The sequence below is a fragment of the Flavobacterium sp. AK-345 genome (assembly GCF_058310175.1).
This window is the reverse complement of record NZ_JBZEER010000004.1, coordinates 158354-173325: the sequence shown is the minus strand read 5'-3', so window position 1 is coordinate 173325 and position 14972 is coordinate 158354. Positions and strand designations below refer to the sequence as shown.

The window sequence follows — 14972 nt, the reverse complement described above, 5'->3', positions numbered from 1 at the left end:
CAAGAATATTGCATTTATTGTTTACATTTGTTCAAAAAAAAGAATTCGCATGAATAACGATAATGAAGTGGTAAACTATAGCAAGGAAGAACGTAAAAATCTTATTTTAAAAGAGATTAACTTGCATACCCGCGTAAGTTTTGAAACACTTTCGGCTAAATTATTTGTTTCAGAAGATACCGTTAGACGCGATATTAATGAACTCGAATCAGAATCGTTATTGATTAAAGTAAAAGGCGGCGCGATGACAAAAGCGTACCACCATTCTTCATCCAATCAAACTTATGCGGGTGAATCAAAACAAATCATTGCGCAAAAAACCTTAGGCTTACTTCATGACGGCATGGTTTTGTTAATTGGCGGCGGTACTACAATTCGTGAATTCATTCGCTTAATTCCTAATGATTTAAATCTTACTATTTTTACCGTTACCGTTTTGTCTGCGGTTGAACTTCTGGACAAACCCAATGTGAAAATTATCATGATTGGCGGCAGCATTTCATCTTATAGTCAAATGTGTGTGAGCGGCGACGTTTATAATCAGTTGGCAAATATTAAAGTCGATTTATTAATATTAGGAACCAATGCTCTGGATATCGAAGGCGGATTCTCAGATTCTGACTGGGAAACCGTTCAGGTAAAAAAAGCAATGATTCAGGCTTCTGAAAAAACAGCGATTCTAACTATTTCTGAAAAATTGGATACGGTTCTAAAAATGAAAATTGCCAATTTATCTGAAGTTGATTACGTTGTCACGGAAGTTGATCCTAAAGACGCAAAATTACAAGCTTATAAAAAGGCAGTTCCAAGTTTAGTTTTTATCTAATCCCAATTCTTCATTAAAAAATTAATCCAGTTCTGGTGAAAGATTTTATTTAAATCTTCATCAGAATATCCTTTGTCTTTAAAAATCAAAACCAATTTCTGCAAATCGGCAATCGTGTTTAAATCATACGGAGATTGTTCTGTTCCAAAGGCACCATCTAAATCAGAACCCACACCAATATGATTGGCATTTCCGGCCAATTGACAAATGTGATCCATGTGTTTAAAAACACTTTCAAGATCGCAATTGGTACCTTTTGGAGTCGAAACGCCTCGTTCCCAATTCGGAACCAGCATCCACGCATCTAAAGCGCCGCCAATAACGGCTCCTCTCGAAATCAAAGCTTTGATCATTTCGTCGCTATATTGACGATTGTGATCAACTAGACTTCTGCAATTGTTATGACTTGCCCAAACCGGTCCGTTATAATGATCGAGAGCCTGCCAAAAAGCATCATCGCATAAATGCGTTGCATCGAGAATAATATTCAAACGTTCCATTTCTTTCAATAAATCAAGACCGTTTTGATTCATTTTTCCCGTTGCATCTGTTCCGTTTGCGTAGCGTCCCGGGCCATAATGTGCCGGACCAATGGCGCGTAATCCGTAATTGTATGCTTTTTCTAAATACGAAATATCAATAATAGAATCGGCACCTTCCAAACTCAAAATATAACCAATAGGTTTTTTATCGTTTGGCGTTCCGTCGTTCCATAAATCAATTTGTTTTTGAAGTGATTTTTTATCGATAATCGCTGTAATTTCTCCGGCTTCTTCCATCGCTTTGTACCACGAAAGTTGTCCCTGCGTTTGCGCCCAGGCTTGTTCGGGAGAATTCCAACCCGGAATAATACTGTCGGGTTTTACAAATCTTGCAATTTGAGTGGCGACAACAATTCCGATATTGCCGCGTCGCAAATCCGGAAACGAAACCGTGGCACGTTCGCGATCTGGTTTATCAGTCATTCCTTTTTCGAGATGGCGCAAAGTGGGAACGTCATTTCTTAAATCTCGATTCCATTCCATCGCATTCATGCTCAGGTCTAAATGGGCGTCTATTATAAACATAGTATTTTTTTAAGGCACAAAGGCTCAGAGGTTCTCTACAAGTGTTATTATGAGGTCTATTCTCTTTCTTCTTTGCTCTATTTTCTATTCTTTTTATCTTTATTCTCCTTTTTCTGCTGCTAGATATTAATTTTTCTGCTTCTTGCCACAACCAACCATTGATCGCAAATTTGATGTTCTTTGTTGATGACCTGAACAGAATCGTAAAGTGCACAGGTTGGGCAAACATGATACGGCTGGGCATAAACGGTATCGCCAATTTTATATTGATTTTTTCCCCGATTTTCTACAATCAAATGTTCTTCTGAATGCGAAATCGGAATTAAATTTTCATCATTTAAAATTACTAATCTTTTATCGATCGGGTTTTCTGATGAAACGGCTTTGTATCCGATATCAACACAAAACGTTGTATTTGTTGGTTTTGAAATTACAGTTCCTACAATAACCAAAGCAGGCTTAAATTCCTGTTCCGGTAAATTGGTTTGATAATTAGAATCCCAAAAAACAAAAGTTCCCGGGCTGGATTCTACATTTTCCTGAGTGGCATAAAACGGAAATGTATTTGATCCCCCGGCAACGATTTTTAATTCGTAATCTGTTTTTTGCTGAAGTATTTCAATCTCTTTTTTAATAATTGAAAAGGAGTTTGAAGCTTGAATATTTCGTTCTTCAACAGTTCCTTTTATATGACCGTCGTAAATATGAAAACCTTCAAAATGAATGTTTTTTAATGCAATAATTTCAGAAGCTAAATCAATCCATTTATCAGAAATTGAAACTCCGGTTCTGTTCATTCCTGTATTTAGATCGAGAAAAATATTTAGAATCAGGTTATTTTTTTTAGCAATTTCATTTAAGGCTTTCGCCGAATCTAAATTGTCGACAATAGTCGAAAATTGAATATTTGGATATTTTTGAAGCAACAAAATCCATCTTTCTTTTTTTGCACCAACAGGCTGATAGGCGAGAAGCACGTCCGGAATTTCATGTATCGCGGCAAGTTCAGCTTCGGCAATTGTGGCGCATTTTACTTTTTTGATGTTGTAAATTTTAAACAACTCCAGAATTTCGCCTATTTTATGTGTTTTGATGTGTGGCCTTAATTTTTGAGTGTCGCCGTTTACTGCCCCAATAAGGCGTTCGAGATTAAACCGGATACGATCTTCGTAAACGGCCAAAAATGGAGTGTCGGGACAAGTTTCGGAATTAATTTTCCACCAATTTTTTTGCATAATCTAGTTTCTTGTTTTTTCTACCACTTCAATTAAATTTTGAAAAGCCTGAAGCGATTCTTCATAAGTTAAATTCAAAAGCATTTCTTTCGAAAATAAATTAGAACCAATTCCAACACAAACAACGCCGGATTTGAACCATGATTTCAAATTGCTTTCTTCTAATGTTACGCCTCCGGTTGGCATTATTCTTAAATTCGGAAACGGCGCTCTAATCGCTTTCACATAACCTGGTCCACCAATTTTATCGGCAGGAAAAAGTTTGACAACATCGGCACCTAATTTATTGGCGTGCAATATTTCGTTTAAAGTTGCTGCGCCGGGAATCCAGTAAATATTATTTTTTAAACAATAATTGCCAATTTCAGGATCAGTATGCGGACAAACGATACAATCTGCGCCCAATTGATGAAATATTTCGGCATCGTCAACGCTTAAAATAGAACCAACGGCAATTTTTACATCTAAATTATTTGCTTTTTTAAAGGCAACCATTTGAGTGAAAACCTCTTTAGCATTATCTGCACGAGCAGCAAATTCGATAATTTTTATACCAGCATCTGCGGCGGACTGCAGCACAATTTTGGCTGTCTCGATATTGATTTGTGTTACTAACGGAAGTACGCCTTGTGCTTTTAAAATGCTGTACATATGCTTAAATATAATTTTATCTATTGATTCTGTTACTCGCGCCATTTGCAATAAAATGACTTATTTCTGTTGGATTACTCATGGTGAAATCTCCGTGAATACTTTGTTTGATTACGCCGCAGGCTGTTGCCCAGTCGATACATTCCTGTGCCGATAATTTATTGGATAATCCGTATAATAATCCTGCGTTGAAGGCATCTCCGGAACCAATTTGATCGGTTACCAAATGTATTTTGTATTCTTTTGTTTCGTAAAATTTGTCTTCGTGAAACAACATTCCTTTGTATAAATGCGCCAGTCCGTCTGATTTTCTAAAACTCATGGCAAGGGTTTTCAGATAAGGCATTTTTTCTTTTAATAACTCAAATGTTTTCCTGAAACGATTGGCATCAGATTCGTTTTTATCGGTTTTTATTCCGAAGTAAATTTCAATTGCGTCTAAATCTGCAACGGTTATCGTACTGTATTGAAGCAAATCGGGCATAATTTCAGACGGATGTTTTCCGTATTGCCACAATTTTGAGCGATAATTAAAATCGGAAGAAATCGGCAATCCTTTTTTGTGTGCCGAAAGAATGGCTTCTTTACAAACCAAACCAGCTTCGTTTGAAACGCCCGGACTTATTCCAGACCAGTGAAAATGAGTTACATCGGCGAAAGCCAAATCCCAGTTAATCTGATCTTTCTGAATGGTTGCAAAAGACGAATTGCTTCGGTCGTAAATAACCTGCGATTGTCTGATTTGATTTCCGGCTTCGACAAAATACAATCCCAAACGTTCTCCGCCATAAACACATTTTGAAGTGTTTACTTTGTATTTCTGCAATTCGTTTAAGGCCAGTTGTGCCAAATCATTCTCCGGTAATCTCGTAATATAATCGGTTTGAATGCCGAGTTGAGAAAGTAATACACAAACATTGGCTTCGGCTCCGCCAACGTGAACTTTAATATCACTGGCCTGCGTAAAACGATTTCCATCTGCAACATTCATCCGAAGTAATAATTCTCCGAAAGTTGCAATTCTTGTTTGTGGTGTTGTATTCATATTTTTTGTTTTTTGCCACAGATTAAATATTTTACCATTAAGAGATTAAGAAAATTAAGCTTGACTTAATAAAACTTATCAGGTTAAGAAAAATTAAGCTTGGCTTCTTAATAAAGCTTAATGTGTTATGGTTTAACTGAATTAAACATTCAATGTTTTTTACCATTAAGAGATTAAGAAAATTAAGCTTGATTTAATGAAACTTAAAAAAGGTTAAGAAAAATTAAGCTTGGCTTCTTAATAAAGCTTAATGTGTTATGGTTTAACTGAATTAAACATTCAATTTTTTTTACCATTAAGAGATTAAGAAAATTAAGCTTGACTTAATGAAACTTAAAAAGGTTAAGAAAAATTAAGCTTAGCTTCTTAATAAACTTAATATCTTAATGGTTCAACTAAATAATCTGTGCGAATCTGTTTAATCCGTAAAATCTGTGGGCTAAATTCTTAATCTAATATAATTCGAAAACAGCTTCAACTTCTACGGGGATATTATCTGGTAAAGAACCCATTCCTACGGCGCTTCTTACGCCAATTCCGTTTTCTTGTCCCCAAACTTCGGCGAATAATTCGCTGCAGCCGTTTATTACGTACGGATGTCTAAGGAAATCGCCATTGCAATTCACCATTCCCAATACTTTTATAACTCTTTTTACTTTGTTCAGACTTCCAAAATTGGTTACAATTGTCGAAAGCATGGTTAAACCCACTTGTCTGGCGGCCAGTTTTCCTTCTTCAATATCCATATCGTCGCCAATTCTCCCGATAATTAAAGATTTGTCGTCGCGAACCGGACCATGACCAGAAAGGTACAAATACTTTCCGTCGACTAAATAAGGTTTATATATACCAAGAGGTTGAGGCGCTGGCGGTAATGATAAGCCAAGGGTTTCAAATTTTTCCTGAGGCAATAAATTCATGATATTAATGTATTATAGAGTTTAAAATAAAAACGAAAACAATTCCCAAAACAGATACTAAGGATTCCATTACGGTCCATGATTTAAAAGTATCTTTCAGGCTGATATTAAAATATTCTTTGAACATCCAGAAACCCGGATCGTTTACGTGCGAGCACATCAAACTTCCAGCTCCAACAGATAAAACTAATAAGTTGGGGTCGAGATTATTAGTTTGTAATAAAGGTAATAAAACGCTGGCAGTCATTAATCCCGCCGCGGTTGCAGAACCTACACAAACCCTGATAATTGCCGCCATAATCCAGGCAAGTAAATAGGGATGAATGTTGATTTGGGTTAATGTTGAAACTATAGTTTCGTTGACACCGCTTACGATCATCACTTCTTTCAGACTTCCGGCGCCGCCTACAATTAAAACAATTAGTGCAACATCTTTTATGGCAATGGCGTAATCATCCATTACAGAAGTTAGACTTCGGTTCATTCTGATTCCTAAAGTATAAGTACAAATAAGCAAGGAAATCAGCATGATTATACTGGGTTCGCCAACTGTTTTGCAAATATTTAGTAGTGTTTCATTATCTGAAATTAATGGCAATATTGAAGTTATCGTTAATCCGAAAACGGGAAATAAGGCAGAAAATAAACTTGTGAAGAAACTCGGCAATTTACCTTCGTTTACCACTTCTTCAACATTTAAAATTTCATGATCAGATTCTGTTTTGATGTTTTTGAGCAAATTTGAAAATAATAATCCCGCGATAAATATTGTTGGAACGGCAATGATGATTCCGTAAACTAAAACAAGACCAATATCAGCATTTAAAATACTGCTTAACGCCATTGGAGACGGATGTGGAGGCAAAAAACCGTGCGCAACTGAAAGTGACGCAAGCATAGGGATTCCCAGATATACTTTTGATAGTTTAAATTGGCGGGCTACTGAAAAGATTAAAGGTACTAACAAAACAAATCCAACACTATAAAACAGTGGTATCCCAACAATAAATCCGGTAATCATTAAGCCTAAGCGGACATATTTTTCGCCTGTCCATCCCATAACTGTTTTTGCAATAACATTGGCTGCGCCCGATGAAACGGTAAGTTTACCAATGCAGGTTCCAAAAACGATAATCAGCGTAATCGAACCCAACATTTCGCCCAAACCTTTTTGTACCGTTTGCGATAAGGCGTTTATTGGCAGACCTAAAAAAAGACCTGCCAGTAAAGCTGTTATGATAAAGGCAATAAACGGATTGATTTTAAACCAGGCAATTTGAAGGATCAAAAATGCAATGCATGCCGTAAGAATTAATATGCTCATTTATTCTTTTAATTAAAAATTGAGAATTAAAAATTAAAAATCTTTGAAACTATGTTTTATGTCTTTAAATTAATTCAAGTTTGTAGTCCCTACGGGACAAAAAAATGGCACAAAAAAATTAATTTCTACCAATATGTAATCTCTCCGAGATATTTTTTATTACTCCGTTAGGAGTTAAATATTGGTAGAATAACGAAAGGCACACCCTGGAAATATCCCGTAGGGATTATACTTTTTTAGCAGCCAACTTATTTGTTGAATTATTTGCAAAAAACATTTACTATTATTTATCCCACCAAATTCTTGTCGTGAAATTATCTTCGCCTTGGCGTTTAACCGCTTCTGCTAAGTTAGCTGAATTGACTGAATATTCGCTGGTTGGATATCTGAAACGTCTTGGAATTGTGCCGTTTGTAACATTTCCGGGAAAGTTTACCGGAACTAAAACCGGATATCCAGTTCTTCTCCAATTGGCATAAACTTCCTGCTCGTCTACAAAAAGGGCAATCCAGATTTGAGTATGAATTTGATTCATTTTATCTTCAAAAGACCCGGCGGCGTTGAATGGATTTGATGTTAAATAAGGCGTTGCATCTGCAATTGTGTACGCTGTTCCGTAAATTCCCATGTTTAAAAATGAAGCTTTTACACCTTTTTCATATAAAGCCTGATCGGTTTCTCCGGTGTACCAGCCTCTTGCAGCAGCTTCGGCTAACAGAAAATTAGTTTCGGCATTGCTTAAAATCATAATTGGCGCATCATATTTAAAAACCGTACTTTGATTTGGTTCAGAATAAGTCGCTTGTTCTATTGGTGTTGGTGCTATTTTTGTTCCGTTCGGAAAACCTTTTTGTACCGCAAGACTTGTGTTTTGTACCGTTCCTTCCCAAACGCCTGCATAAACACTAATTCTTGGATCTGCAGTCGCCTGAAGTAAATCTATAAATGTTTTGGATAATTTTCCGCCTTCCACATTTTTCTGTCCAAAAGATCCTGCGGTAAAATCTTGTTTTCTCGAATCAAAACCAACCGGATTTCTGTTGATATCATTTGGACCGTCTGTATATTTCATAATGGCATTGTCGGCAGTATTCAAAATTACACCGCCGGCGATTGCTTTATTTGCCCAGGTTTGTGCCAATGCCGGATCAACTTTTGTTAATCGCATTGCCAAACGAAGCATTAGCGAATACGAGAATTTTTTCCATTTTGCCACATCGCCGTTGTAGATAAAATCGGCATTTCCAAAAGTTGGTTTTGCTGGATCTAATGCCAAAGCAGCTTCGTCTAATTCTTTCAATAAATCTTTATAGATAAATTCCTGCGTATCGTATTTTGGCAGAAATATTTGCGTGCTGTTTGCTTTTGCAGCTTCTGTGTACGGAATATCTCCGTATAAATCTGTAATTCTGTGATACAAATACGCTTTCCAGATTCTGGCAACATTCAGTTTATTGCTGTCGTTTTCATTACCTTTTACGGCATCAATTACAATTTCGGTTTCGTTTAAAGCCGTTGGATAAACCTGATTAAAGTAAGCCGAAAAATAAACTTCATTGCTCAAATATTTATCTCCAACTCCGGATGCTTCTTTATAAGTGGCATAATGCTGTAACATTCCGCCACACTCCAGAATATTCGTAGCAAAATAATTATTGTTTAAACCGTCTAAAATAGATTTGCTGAAAATGAAATTCGGGTTTGGTTTTTCAACAACATTCGGGTTCGTATTTATTTCTTCAAAATCTTTGGTACAGCTTGTCATACTAGCTAAAAGTACGCCTGTGATATATAAAATGGTTATCTTTTTCATGTCTTTTAATTTTAGAATTTAACGTTTAAACTTAAACCGAAACTTCTTGTTTTTGGCACTCCAAATTGTTCAACACCCTGAGCATTTCCTGCACTAAATACAGATTCGGGATCTACGTTTGGTGTTTTCTTGTAAAGAATGAATAAGTTTCTTGCTACGAATGAAAGAGAAGCGCCCTGAAGTTTAGACAAACCTTTTATTTTTTCAATTGGCAACGAATAACCCAAAATAATTTGTCTCAGTTTGATGAAACTTGCATCATAAACAAAAGTGGACGAGATGTTTCTTAAACCGTCATAATAGGTTCTCAAATTTTCAGGAGCAATAACCATATTTACCGGGTTTCCGTTTGTGTCAACTCCGGAAATTGGCAAACCTGATTCACGACCTTCAAGTGTTAATTTGGTTAAACCCATACGAGTTCCGTACAAATCAGTTCCAGAGTATAAGCTTCCGCCGAATTTCCCATCAATTAAAAAGCTGAAAGAGACATTTTTGTATTTAAATTCATTGCTGATTCCCGCTCCCCAAGGGTGAACTCCCTGACCTAATTCTTCAAGCGGACCTTGTGCTATGGTTGCAGAACCACCGCTTACGTTATAAACTGTATTTCCATTAGCATCAACACGAGGTTTGTATCCTTTTATGATACTGTATGGGCGACCAACATCACTTGCAATTGTTACGTAACCGTTTACAGAAGTTGCCATTGTAATCGAGTTTAGCTGATCTGTAAGTGCTTCAACGGTATTTTTATTGTATGATCCGTTGAAAGTAGCATCCCACGAAAAGTTTTTATTGTTGATGATTTTTCCGGTAAGCAAAAGTTCAACACCTTTATTTCTCATTTTTCCAAGGTTCAATAAAGCTGTGTTTGCTCCTGAAGCTGTAGAAATTGTAGTTTCGACAATATCATTTGTAGTGGCACGATTGTACCATGCAAAATCTATATTTAAGCGATTATTAAAAAAACCTAAATCAGTTCCAACTTCAAATGTTGTAGAAGTTAACGGACTTAAAGTCGAATTAGGGACTCTTGAACTTGTCGGGCCTTGCAATTGCTGACCGTTGTGTCCTCCCTGAATCATGGAGTAGGATTGATTTAATGCGTACGGATCAGGAGTTGCGCCACCAACCTCGGCCCAGGAAGATCTAAGTTTTGCAAATGAAACAAATTCAGGCATTGTAATAATATCCGAAACAATGATACTTGTTCCTACAGACGGATAAAACACTGTATTGTTTTCTGCAGATAAAGTCGAAAACCAATCCTGACGACCTGTAAAGTTTAAGAAAACAATGTTTTTATAATCTAAATCGACAGCGCCGTAAACAGAGTTTGTTTTGGTTTTTCCGTAAGGATAACTATAAGCCAAAGTCGATAAATTGCTCAAAGCATAAAAATCATCTAGTACAAAATTTGATCCTTCTACTTTAGTTTCGTCCCTAAGCGTTGTTCTTGAATTAACCCCAACTAATGCGTTTAATGAGAATTCTTTGTAAATGTTTTTCTTAGTGTAATTAAGAATTGCTTCTGAGTTTAAGTTGGATAATTTCATTCGTGAACCCTGCGCATATCCAACCGGATTGTTTAAAGTTGTTTTTGGGATGTATCCGAAGAAATCATAATCTGTATAATCCTGACCAATTCTACCCTGAAGGAATAAATCGCGGGTAAAATTCAATTTCACATTTACCATTCCGATGAAACGGTTTTTAGTATCGCGGTTTTTAATTTTATTTACCACAAAATAAGGGTTTGTAGCAACGGCAACCGGGTTCCATGCTTCTTCAACACCATTTGCATCATAGCCCGGGGCAAGATTTCTAATGTCGACAGTGTTTGCAATCATGTAAGTTCCCCAGTTGGCATTTGCTTCAGCATCAGAAACGGTAGGTCTGTTTTCTGATTTTTCTAAATTATATTGTGTTACCACATCAAACTTTAACCAGTCTGTTAAGTTAACATTTCCGGCAATATTCAAAGTTTTGCGGTTAAAACCTGAATTTGGCAAAACACTTTCATTGTCCATATTCGAAAACGAAAGACGTCCTGTAGCTTTTTCATTTCCACCAGATAAAGCAATCGAATTGATAAAAGTTGTTCCTGTTTTATAGAAATTTTTGATATTATCTTTTTGTGCTACATAAGGTCTCGCAACACCATCAAATTGAATAACATTACTTCCGTCCATTTTTGCGCCCCATGACCAGCGTCCGGTAGCAATGGCTTCGGCTTGAGTTGTTGGTTTTAGGCCATTTGCTCCAGAACCATATTCATATTGCCAATCCGGAGTAATAGATGGCGTTTCAAAAGTAAAAGAACTATTGTACTCAACGCCAATTCCTTGTTGTGCTGCACCTCTTTTTGTCTGAATCAAAATGACACCATTTGCAGCATTTGCGCCATAAAGAGCCGCAGCCGTTCCACCTTTAAGAACCGTAATAGTTTTAATATCATCCGGATTTATGACCGAAGTTCCGTCGCCTCGGTCCACATTTATTCTTGTTGATCCGGCACCGTTTCCAATTCCCGGTAAATTCAATTGCGTATTATCAATCGGCAAATCATTTACCACATACATCGGCTGGTTGTTTCCGTTTAAGGAACCGTTTCCACGAATCACAACTCTGCTCGATCCGTTTGGTCCCGTTGCGGTGCTGCTTACGTTTACACCGGCAATTTTTCCAACTAATGCGTTGGCTATATTAGTTTCTTTTGCTTTTGTAAATTCTGTCCCTTTAAGTTCTGTTACAGCATATGCGACTGATTTGCTGCTTTTTTTAACTCCAAGCGCGGTTACTAAAACTTGTTCCAGAACATTTTCTGCAGGTTTTAGTCGGATTACTAAACTTGTCGTTTTAATTAAAGCAAATGATAAAGTTTCATAACCCATGTACGTTACAATAATATGGGCTTCGTTTTCCGGAACGGTTAATTTAAATTTTCCGTTTTCGTCAGATATTGTTGCAATTTTATTATTGCTTTCTGCATAAATAGTAGCTCCGGCAATTGGCAGACCGTCATCCTGGCCTAAAATCTGACCCGAGATTTCAACCTGATTGCTTTGTTGTTCAAAAAGATGCTTTTTTATTGCAATCTCTTTGGCGTTTGCGGAGAAGATGATTCCTCCGATAAACACTAATGAAATTAGCCTTGTTTTCATAATTTTTTTTGGTTAGTTGTTTTTTTGGTTTTGCATTGATGTTCAAATATATATAAATATCTTTCACCTTTGCATATTTTTTGCATAAAATGCATATTTTTTGCAATATTATTTTCTGAAGTATTTTTAATTTCCAAAAGAAGCATGATTTTTAGCGGTGTTTTGAGAAATTTTTGCAGAATAGACTTTTTTTGCAAAAAATAATTTTCATATTAAAATTCGTATTTTTGAATTATGAAAATTGCACTTATACAATCAGATCTTTATTGGGTAGATGTTTCTAAAAATAGAAATGCTTTCGAATCGAAAATAAATCAAATTGATTCAGAAGTTAATTTGATCGTTTTGCCCGAAATGTTTTCTACCGGATTCACCATGAATGCTTTGGCTGTAGCCGAAACCATGCAGGGCGAAACTGTTTTGTGGATGCAGGCAATAGCAAAACAGAAAAATTGTGCAATCACGGGAAGTTTGGTAATCACCGAAAATGAACAGTTTTATAACAGAATGTTCTTTGTTTTTCCTTCCGGAGAAATTCAATATTACAATAAAAGACATTTGTTTACGCTCGCCGGCGAAGATAAAACCTATACTGCCGGAACCGAAAAAGTGATTGTTGATTATTTGGGCTGGAAAATTTGCCTGCAGGTTTGTTACGATTTAAGATTTCCGGTTTTTGCGCGAAATGTAGAAAATTACGATTTACTTATATATGTGGCCAACTGGCCAAAAGTGCGCACAAACGCCTGGGATATTTTGCTAAAAGCACGCGCCGTAGAAAACCTGAGTTATGTTGTTGGCGTAAACAGAATAGGTTTGGATGCCAATAATTATGAGCATATTGGGCATTCGCAAGCTGTTGATTTTTTAGGAAATTATATCCTCGAACCACAAGAAACTGAAGGTGTTTTTGTGGTCGAACTGGATAAAAATGTTATGGTGGAAACTAGAAAAAAACTAGATTTTCTAAGCGATAAAGATACTTTCGAAATTAAAATTTAGCTAACTATTTAATCTTGAGTAAATTAATACAGGATTTAAATAAAAATAACACGAATTACACAAATTTGCACAAATTACATTGTGAATGTTTTTGGTGAATCAATTTATTTTGTATTCGTGCTAATTCGTGAAATCCGTGTCAAATTTCTGCTAGGCTGAATAGTTTAATTTAGAACGCTTTTTTCTTTTTCTGTTCTTCTTTTTTCTTCTTGTCGGTTTCTTTTTTCTCGACTTCAGGATTATACGGAATACTTAAATCGATAGTTTCATCAACGTCCCAATTGGTTCGAACATCGATTTCTTTTTGATAATAAAATACTTCTTCGGCATAGGTTTTACTTAAGAAATTACCAGAATCGTATATTTTGTTTTTATTATCGTCATACGTTATTCGCAGCGTAAATGATTCCGGCTGCAATAAGTCAAATTGAATTTTTGTATTGCCTTCAGAATAGTCACTGGCCAATACAACATCGCCTTTTTTATTGGTTATTTCTACAATGATTGGAAACCTTTTTACGTTTTTCAAATTCAAAACTAAATTCCCGTAATCTGCATATTCTTTCGTAGTCAATTTATACGATAAAGTGTCGTTTACGTTATCGTAAAAATCAGTCAGAGCACCCGGGAGAAAAGTAAACTTGTATTTTTCTAAAGGTTCTTTCTTAAAATCAACATATAATTTTTGCTCCAGTTCATTGTATTCTGTCGTAAAATCTATGTCAAGCGAATCTTTATTGATTAGTTTAATTTTCGACTTATCAAATTTTACTAATGGCGTTGCAGTTTCTAAAGTAAATCTGTCTCTAAAATTAATAACCCCGTTTTGTACTGCTGTTATATTTAAAGTGTCTTTCTTTTGATCCTTAATTTTAAAAGTAAATTTTTTATTATAATTCTCTTTTGTTACTTCCAGCTGTAACGAATCTGCTTTTAAAGGTTTGTACCAAACTTGCAAAGAATCTTTTTTAGGAAATTGTGTTACAATAGTTTCCAGTATTTCATCATTGTTTTTAAGAACAATTTTTGGTTGGGAAAGTTTGAAATTTTGTTTTCCTTCATACGGTAAAAACAATCTGTTTCCAGAAGCTTGTATTGGTTTTAAGGTTTTTAGAGGTAGTGTTTCTTTAAATAATTCTAATTCAAACAGCGTATCATTTGGTACAGTAATAAAATGTTTTATAAACCCAATTTTATCATCTTTAGGATTAAATTTATTGTTGCTGCCTTTATCTTTCATGGCTACCAAAAGATATTTTCCTGCTTTTAAATTTTCAAGTTTAAAGGTTCTCAAACTGTCTAAAGTATTCGTAATATATCTTGGAAGATCTTTATAAACTACAGAATCTTTGTATTTGTCATTTACTTCATACAGCATTACCGAAACAAAATTATCGACATTTTTTTCGTAAGCATCTTTAACAATACCGCCAATAGAAAGCGAATCGATATAAGGCCCGGTTGAAAAAATGTATTTAAATTGGTTCATCGCATTACCTTCATTATTGTCTGTAATACTTTGCCCAAAATTAAAACTGTATGTTGTATTAGGTTGTAAGGTGTCTTTGATTTTTATCGTTAAAACTTTACTGACATTTGTTGGTGTAATAAGAGGCTCGTGTTTCATTGGTGGTGAAATAACAAGCTGCTTGTTAAGGTTTTTAAGCTTAACATATTCATCAAAATTTAAGACGATTTGATCTCCTTTAAAATCAGTATTGAAGTTTTTAGGCGAACTTGAGCTTAGCACAGGCGCCAAAGTGTCTTTTAATCCGCCGGTAATGCTGCCTCTTTTGGCACAGCTCATCATTAACAATACTAATAGAAATGAAATATATTTGAAGTTGTTTTTCAACATAACTGTTTTAAATTTGATTGCACAAAATAACGATTATATTTGCTTTAATCGAAATTTTTTATCT

General features: G+C 35.6%; 11 protein-coding genes. 2 read left to right on the top strand and 9 right to left on the bottom strand.

Going from position 1 to position 14972, the window contains the following annotated elements:
* The first annotated feature begins 49 nt into the window (after positions 1-49).
* Positions 50-826, top strand: a complete 777-nt coding sequence (locus tag AC4FQ3_RS09910) for a DeoR/GlpR family DNA-binding transcription regulator (protein WP_318804213.1) — start codon at positions 50-52, stop codon at positions 824-826.
* On the opposite strand, the gene AC4FQ3_RS09905 is transcribed toward AC4FQ3_RS09910, so the two are convergent.
* The 8 genes from AC4FQ3_RS09905 to AC4FQ3_RS09870 form a co-directional block, all read right to left on the bottom strand.
* Positions 823-1893, bottom strand: a complete 1071-nt coding sequence (locus tag AC4FQ3_RS09905) for a dipeptidase (RefSeq protein ID WP_491181737.1) — start codon at positions 1891-1893, stop codon at positions 823-825. The genes AC4FQ3_RS09910 and AC4FQ3_RS09905 overlap by 4 nt on opposite strands.
* A gap of 119 nt (positions 1894-2012) precedes the next feature.
* Positions 2013-3128 carry a D-TA family PLP-dependent enzyme gene (locus tag AC4FQ3_RS09900; protein WP_491181736.1) on the bottom strand — a complete coding sequence of 372 codons (1116 nt, stop codon included), beginning with the start codon at positions 3126-3128 and terminating at the stop codon, positions 2013-2015.
* Positions 3129-3131: 3 nt separating this feature from the next.
* Positions 3132-3779, bottom strand: coding sequence for a beta/alpha barrel domain-containing protein (locus AC4FQ3_RS09895; RefSeq protein ID WP_115847882.1), 648 nt, complete (start codon positions 3777-3779; stop codon positions 3132-3134).
* 16 nt (positions 3780-3795) lie between these two features.
* Positions 3796-4824, bottom strand: a complete 1029-nt coding sequence (locus AC4FQ3_RS09890; RefSeq protein ID WP_491181735.1) for a PfkB family carbohydrate kinase — start codon at positions 4822-4824, stop codon at positions 3796-3798.
* Positions 4825-5276: 452 nt separating this feature from the next.
* Positions 5277-5744: a RidA family protein gene (locus tag AC4FQ3_RS09885; protein ID WP_042565550.1), complete on the bottom strand. Its 468-nt coding sequence runs from the start codon at positions 5742-5744 to the stop codon at positions 5277-5279.
* A gap of 4 nt (positions 5745-5748) precedes the next feature.
* A complete protein-coding gene (locus AC4FQ3_RS09880) occupies positions 5749-7068 on the bottom strand; it encodes a GntP family permease (RefSeq protein ID WP_491181734.1) in 1320 nt (439 codons plus the stop codon).
* A gap of 283 nt (positions 7069-7351) precedes the next feature.
* The gene (locus tag AC4FQ3_RS09875; RefSeq protein ID WP_491181733.1) at positions 7352-8881 is read right to left on the bottom strand and encodes a SusD/RagB family nutrient-binding outer membrane lipoprotein; all 1530 of its coding nucleotides are present in this window, start codon (positions 8879-8881) and stop codon (positions 7352-7354) included.
* An 11-nt stretch (positions 8882-8892) separates the two neighbouring features.
* Positions 8893-12048, bottom strand: a complete 3156-nt coding sequence (locus AC4FQ3_RS09870; RefSeq protein ID WP_491181732.1) for a SusC/RagA family TonB-linked outer membrane protein — start codon at positions 12046-12048, stop codon at positions 8893-8895.
* 234 nt (positions 12049-12282) lie between these two features.
* Between AC4FQ3_RS09870 and AC4FQ3_RS09865 the strand changes: the two genes are divergently transcribed.
* A complete protein-coding gene (locus AC4FQ3_RS09865) occupies positions 12283-13050 on the top strand; it encodes a nitrilase family protein (RefSeq protein WP_491181731.1) in 768 nt (255 codons plus the stop codon).
* Positions 13051-13219: 169 nt separating this feature from the next.
* Here AC4FQ3_RS09865 and AC4FQ3_RS09860 read toward each other — a convergent pair whose 3' ends face one another.
* Positions 13220-14908, bottom strand: a complete 1689-nt coding sequence (locus AC4FQ3_RS09860; protein WP_491181730.1) for an Ig-like domain-containing domain — start codon at positions 14906-14908, stop codon at positions 13220-13222.
* Positions 14909-14972: the final 64 nt, after the last annotated feature.

What these genes read in the sequence shown, in the direction of transcription:
- AC4FQ3_RS09890 (WP_491181735.1), bottom strand. Translation starts at nt 4,824, where the DNA reads ATGAATACAACACCACAAACAAGAATTGCAACTTTCGGAGAATTATTA.
- AC4FQ3_RS09895 (WP_115847882.1), bottom strand. Translation starts at nt 3,779, where the DNA reads ATGTACAGCATTTTAAAAGCACAAGGCGTACTTCCGTTAGTAACACAA.
- AC4FQ3_RS09870 (WP_491181732.1), bottom strand. Translation starts at nt 12,048, where the DNA reads ATGAAAACAAGGCTAATTTCATTAGTGTTTATCGGAGGAATCATCTTC.
- AC4FQ3_RS09910 (WP_318804213.1), top strand. Translation starts at nt 50, where the DNA reads ATGAATAACGATAATGAAGTGGTAAACTATAGCAAGGAAGAACGTAAA.
- AC4FQ3_RS09875 (WP_491181733.1), bottom strand. Translation starts at nt 8,881, where the DNA reads ATGAAAAAGATAACCATTTTATATATCACAGGCGTACTTTTAGCTAGT.
- AC4FQ3_RS09905 (WP_491181737.1), bottom strand. Translation starts at nt 1,893, where the DNA reads ATGTTTATAATAGACGCCCATTTAGACCTGAGCATGAATGCGATGGAA.
- AC4FQ3_RS09860 (WP_491181730.1), bottom strand. Translation starts at nt 14,908, where the DNA reads ATGTTGAAAAACAACTTCAAATATATTTCATTTCTATTAGTATTGTTA.
- AC4FQ3_RS09885 (WP_042565550.1), bottom strand. Translation starts at nt 5,744, where the DNA reads ATGAATTTATTGCCTCAGGAAAAATTTGAAACCCTTGGCTTATCATTA.
- AC4FQ3_RS09880 (WP_491181734.1), bottom strand. Translation starts at nt 7,068, where the DNA reads ATGAGCATATTAATTCTTACGGCATGCATTGCATTTTTGATCCTTCAA.
- AC4FQ3_RS09900 (WP_491181736.1), bottom strand. Translation starts at nt 3,128, where the DNA reads ATGCAAAAAAATTGGTGGAAAATTAATTCCGAAACTTGTCCCGACACT.
- AC4FQ3_RS09865 (WP_491181731.1), top strand. Translation starts at nt 12,283, where the DNA reads ATGAAAATTGCACTTATACAATCAGATCTTTATTGGGTAGATGTTTCT.